At 69.2% G+C, this 4927-nt stretch carries 5 protein-coding genes and 1 pseudogene; 4 read left to right on the forward strand and 2 right to left on the reverse strand.

Going from position 1 to position 4927, the window contains the following annotated elements; genetic code table 11:
* The 3 genes from cbiT to Q0W90_RS23190 all read left to right on the forward strand — a co-directional run.
* A partial coding sequence (gene cbiT, locus Q0W90_RS23180) for a precorrin-6Y C5,15-methyltransferase (decarboxylating) subunit CbiT (protein WP_297776884.1) occupies positions 1–916 on the forward strand: 916 nt, incomplete at its 5' end.
* Positions 913–1668: a precorrin-4 C(11)-methyltransferase gene (cobM, locus tag Q0W90_RS23185; protein ID WP_297776886.1), complete on the forward strand. Its 756-nt coding sequence runs from the start codon at positions 913–915 to the stop codon at positions 1666–1668. The genes cbiT and cobM, both read left to right, overlap by 4 nt.
* Positions 1668–2396, forward strand: a complete 729-nt coding sequence (locus Q0W90_RS23190; protein WP_297776888.1) for a cobalt-precorrin-6A reductase — start codon at positions 1668–1670, stop codon at positions 2394–2396. Before cobM ends, Q0W90_RS23190 begins: the two co-directional genes overlap by 1 nt.
* Here Q0W90_RS23190 and sigC read toward each other — a convergent pair.
* A complete protein-coding gene (gene sigC, locus Q0W90_RS23195) occupies positions 2385–2939 on the reverse strand; it encodes an RNA polymerase sigma factor SigC (RefSeq protein ID WP_297597733.1) in 555 nt (184 codons plus the stop codon). The two genes, Q0W90_RS23190 and sigC, sit on opposite strands and share 12 nt — an antisense overlap.
* A 189-nt stretch (positions 2940–3128) precedes the next feature.
* A pseudogene (locus tag Q0W90_RS23200) lies at positions 3129–3764 on the reverse strand (DUF2275 domain-containing protein); the annotation flags it as partial.
* A 157-nt stretch (positions 3765–3921) separates the two neighbouring features.
* Here Q0W90_RS23200 and Q0W90_RS23205 point away from each other — a divergent pair.
* The coding region (locus Q0W90_RS23205; protein WP_297776892.1) for a PPE family protein at positions 3922–4927 on the forward strand (1006 nt) is incomplete at its 3' end.

The following is a 4927-nucleotide window of genomic DNA, read 5'->3' on the forward strand; positions in this document are numbered from 1 at the left end:
GATCCGGCTGTACGGCCCCGAGAAGGTGCGGGTGCTGCCGCACGTGTCCTCGGTGACGCTGGCGTGCGCGCGGATGGGCTGGAGCGTCCACGACACCGACGTGATCAGCCTCGTCACCGGGCAGCCGCACACCGCCGTGCGCCGCGGCGGCCAAGCGATCGTGCTATCGCACAGCAAATCCACACCCGGCGAGCTGGCCGCGCTTCTCAACGCACATGGCCGCGGTGATTCGCAGGTCACCGTTCTCGAAAGACTTGGCGGCCCAGACGAACACCGCCGCGACGGCACCGCCCGCGACTGGGCCGACGGCGCGCCCCGAGACATCGACGACCTCAACGTGATCGCTGTGCGCTACCTGCCCGACGAACGCGTCTCGCCCCTGCCCGACGACGCGTTCACCCACGACGGCCAAATCACCAAACAGGGGATCCGCGCGGTGACGCTGGCGGCCCTGGCGCCGCGCCCCGGCGAGCGGTTATGGGACGTCGGCGCGGGTTCGGGCAGCATCAGCGTCGAGTGGTGCCTCAGCGGACGGGGTTGCGCCGCGGTCGCCTTCGAACGCGACGAACGACGCCGTCACAACCTCGAATTCAACGCCGCGGCTTCCGGCGTCGGCATCGACATACGCGGCGACGCGCCCGACGCTTTCGATGGCGCCGAACCGCCGGCGGCGATCTTCATCGGCGGCGGACTGACCCGGCCCGGTCTGCTCGACGCCTGTCTCGACAACCTGCCCCCCGGCGGACGGCTTGTCGCCAACGTCGTCACCACTGAGTCGGAAGCCGTTCTTACACAGGCGTATACGCGTTTAGGCGGAAAGCTACGACGCTTCCAGCACTATCACGGCGCCGCGTTGGGTGCCTTCACGGGCTGGCACCCGCATTATCCGGTCACCCAGTGGGCGGTGACCAAATGACGGTGTATTTCATCGGGGCGGGCCCAGGTGCCGCCGACCTGATCACGGTCCGCGGTCAACGGCTTCTGCAAACGTGCCCCGTGTGCCTGTACGCCGGGTCGATCATGCCGGACGACCTGCTCGGTCTCTGTCCGGAGGACGCGAAAATCGTTGACACCGGCCCCTTGACGTTGGAGCAGATCATCACCGAACTCAGCCAGGCGCACGCCGCCGGGCACGACGTGGCGCGGCTGCACTCCGGTGACCCGTCGCTCTACAGCGCGCTGGCCGAGCAGTGCCGCCGCCTCGACACGCTGGGTATCGATTACGAAATCGTGCCCGGCGTACCGGCTTTCGCCGCCGCCGCGGCCACCCTGAAACGCGAGCTCACCGTTCCCGGGGTTGCGCAGACGGTAACGCTGACGCGGGTGGCGACCCTGTCCACCGCGATGCCGCCCGGCGAAGACCTGGTTACGCTCGCCCGATCCGGCGCCACCCTGGTCCTGCATTTGGCGGCCGCCCAGATCGACGCCATCGTCCCGCAGCTTCTCGACGGCGGCTACGGGCCCGAAACACCCGCCGCCGTCGTGGCTTTCGCAAGCTGGCCGCGGGAGACGGTGTTGCGCGGCACACTCTCCGATATCGCCGATCAGATGCACGAGGCGGACATCACCAAGACCGCGATCGTCGTGGTCGGCGACGTGCTGACCGCAGGGGAATTCACCGACAGCTACCTGTATTCGGCCGGGCGGATCCGGGGGAGCAGGCATTGATGCGGGTCTTGCTGCTAGGGGGCACGGGCGAGGCGCGCGCACTGGCGAAAGCCCTGCACCCCCGCATCGACGTCATCAGCTCCTTGGCGGGCCGGGTGCCGGATCCGGCCCTGCCGGTCGGAGCCGTGCGCATCGGCGGCTTCGGCGGCGTGGACGGCCTGCGGCGCTGGCTGCACGACGGACGCATCGACGCCGTCGTCGATGCCACCCACCCGTTCGCGGCCACCATGACCGCACACGCCGCCGCCGCGTGCGCCCAATTGCGGATCCCTCATCTGATCCTGGCGCGCCCGGCATGGGACCCCGGCGCCGCCACCGTCGTCGAATCGGATGTCCATGCAGCCGAAACCGTTGCCCGGCAGGGCCATTCGCGTGTGTTTCTCACCACGGGGCGCTCGGGAGCGGCGGCGTTCGCTGACAGCGACGCGTGGTTTTTGATCCGGGCGGTCACCGAACCGGACAGCTCCTCGCTGCCGCGTCATCACCAGCTGGTGCTCTCACGCGGCCCGTATCGCTACGACGACGAATTCGCGCTGTTGCGTGAGCACCGCATCGACGCGCTGGTCACCAAGAACAGCGGCGGACAGATGACGCGGGCGAAGCTGGATGCGGCTGCGGCGCTGAATGTTGCGGTGGTGATGGTGGCGCGTCCACCGCTACCGGCCGGCGTGTCGGCCGTCGGCACCGTGGCCGAGGCCGCCGAATGGGTTGTCGCGCTAGCCCGTTAGGTCGCTGCGCTCACCGTCGGCCAGCAGCGCATCGCGGGCGCGCGCGACCCGGGACCGGATGGTGCCCACCGGGCAGCCGCATACCGCGGCGGCGTCGGCGTAGGGCAACCCGAGCAACTGGGTGAGCAGAAGCGCTTCCCGCTGTTCGGGGTTGAGGCCGGCGATCATCGTCGTCACCTCGACCAGGTCTTCGAATCCGCGGGCGTGGCGGTCGCCGCGCACGACGTGTTCGGGATCGGTGCCCTGGGCAGTGCGCGGCCGCGACTGCAGGTGGCGGATGTGATCGGCCACGACCCGGCGCGCGATGGAGAGCAGCCACGTCCGGGCACTCGAGCGTCCGGAGAACCGCTCGACCGCGCCGATGGCGCGCAGGAAAGTCTCCTGGGTCAGATCGTCGGCGTTGCCCGCATCGGACAGGTAGGCGACGAACCGCCACACGTCTTGCTGGGTGGCTTTGATGAACGCCTCGAGCGCTCGTGCGTTCCCGCGTGCGGCGGACAACGCGAGCTCGGTTACCGCCTCGTCGTCGCTCGGCGCGATCATGCTCAACCACCTTAGTTGCGCGGGTGTTCCGATCCTACGACGGGTCGTCGTAGACGAGGCGGCGTGGTCGACGGCCGTGTGATTGATCGGCCGCAGATGCCCGCGCCGTCGACCGCTGGGGACGTCGGCCGCCCAGGCGGGATAGTCGGTGTCGACCGAGCCGTCGGAGCCGTGCCGTCGGTGCGACCCCACGCGCTCCCGCGCCACCAGCAATGCGAATGCCAGGCCCAACAGCAGGGGCATGTGGCTGGCGATCCTGGTGGCCGTGACCTGTCCCGCGAAGGCATCCACGAGAACATAGCTAAGGAGCGCAACGGAATACACACCCGTGATCGCCGCTACCCCCGACGCGGAGGCGGGCCAGACACCGGCAGCAACCATCGCCAAACCCAATGCCAGCAACCACGCGGTGGACTCATGCATCAAGTGCTCGCCCGACATCGCCCCGTGCATGTGACCCGACACCATGCCGAAATCGACCCCGCTGATCTGGGCGGCGGCGATCGCCACCTGGAAGAGCCCCACAAGAATCAATCCCCACCGCCGGTAGTGCGACCGCAACCAGCGCATCCCGGCATGGTGTCCGGAGGGCTGCTCGCCGACGCTGGCCATGATTTTGTCGACCAGGTCGGGTCCCTCGCCGGGAGCAACCGAGGCCAGCCGACGGGTCTGCGCCGCCGCCCCGATCAGCCAGGAGCGGCAACTGCGGCACGATTCAAGGTGGGCATCGACCTGCTGCGCGAGCACCTGGGGGCGCTCGCCGTCCAATCGAGCCGACAGCGCTTCACGCGCAACGTCACACCGCATCCCTGCATCGTTGCGCATGGCCCGTCTGCGCGCAAAGACTCCCCGAAGTTGGCGCCGAACGAAATGGCGGGGAACTAAACGACGGCGGCAACCGACCTCTGATCGTCAGCATCGCCAGCCCATCCACGAGATTCACCGAAGAGGTATTCGTGTTCTTGCCCGAAGGCCCCCGACGATGACCGCCCCGATCTGGGCCGCGTTTCCGCCCGAGGTGCACTCGACGTTGCTCAGCAGCGGTCCCGGCCCCGCGCCGCTGCTGGCCGCATCGGCGGCATGGTCGTCGATGAGCACCGATTACGCGGCCGCGGCATCCGAACTCAGCGGGCTACTGGGCACCGTGCAGGCGGGGGCGTGGGACGGACCCAGCGCCGATCAGTACGTGGCCGCACACGTCCCCTATCAGGCCTGGCTGCTGGAGAGCGCGGCGAAAAGCTCAGCCGCGGCCAGCCTGCACGAGACCGCGGCCACCGCCTACACCGCCGCGCTGGCCGCCATGCCGACGCTGGGTGAGCTCGCGGCCAACCACGCGGTTCACGGGACGCTGGTCGCCACGAATTTCTTCGGAATCAACACCATCCCCATCGCCGTCAACGAAGCCGATTACGCGCGCATGTGGGTGCAGGCCGCCACGACGATGACCACCTACCAGGCCGTCAGTGCATCCGCCCTGGCTGCGGTTCCGCCGACCACACCCGCGCCGCAGATCATGGTGGCGGGCGCGGAGGCAAACAACGCGACGACCGCGGCCGCGGATCCGCCGCCGCAGAAAACCTATCCCTCCTGGATGGACCAGCTCACCCAATGGTTGCAGCAGTACACCCAGAACTTCGCGTGGCCGGTGTCCAAGGACCTCAACCCCGGTGGGTGGCCCTTCCCGCCGGTGCCGTGGGTCAACAGCCTCGCCTCGTTTTTCGGGCAGCTCGGACTGTCACCGGCCCTGTCGACCGCGCTCGGCTGGGCCATCTTCCACACCCTGATGATCTTCTGGCCGTTCATCCAGCTGGCGATCCAAATGGCGGTGGTGCTCGCGCCGGTCGTCATTGCCGCCATCGGCGCGGCCGCGGCCGGTGGGGCGGCGGCCGCGGTCACCGCGATCAGCGTCGGGATCCCGCTTGCGACGGCGCCGGCCGTGCCGGCGGTCGCGGCGGCACCGGCACCGGTCGCCGCTCCGGCGCCGACGA

It is taken from the genome of Mycobacterium sp. (assembly GCF_025933915.1).
GTDB lineage: Bacteria > Actinomycetota > Actinomycetes > Mycobacteriales > Mycobacteriaceae > Mycobacterium.

Bases quoted from the DNA above. Each gene is read 5' to 3' on its own strand.
- sigC (WP_297597733.1), bottom strand. From the start codon at position 2,939: ATGATCGCGCCGAGCGACGACGAGGCGGTAACCGAGCTCGCGTTGTCC.
- cobM (WP_297776886.1), top strand. From the start codon at position 913: ATGACGGTGTATTTCATCGGGGCGGGCCCAGGTGCCGCCGACCTGATC.
- Q0W90_RS23190 (WP_297776888.1), top strand. From the start codon at position 1,668: ATGCGGGTCTTGCTGCTAGGGGGCACGGGCGAGGCGCGCGCACTGGCG.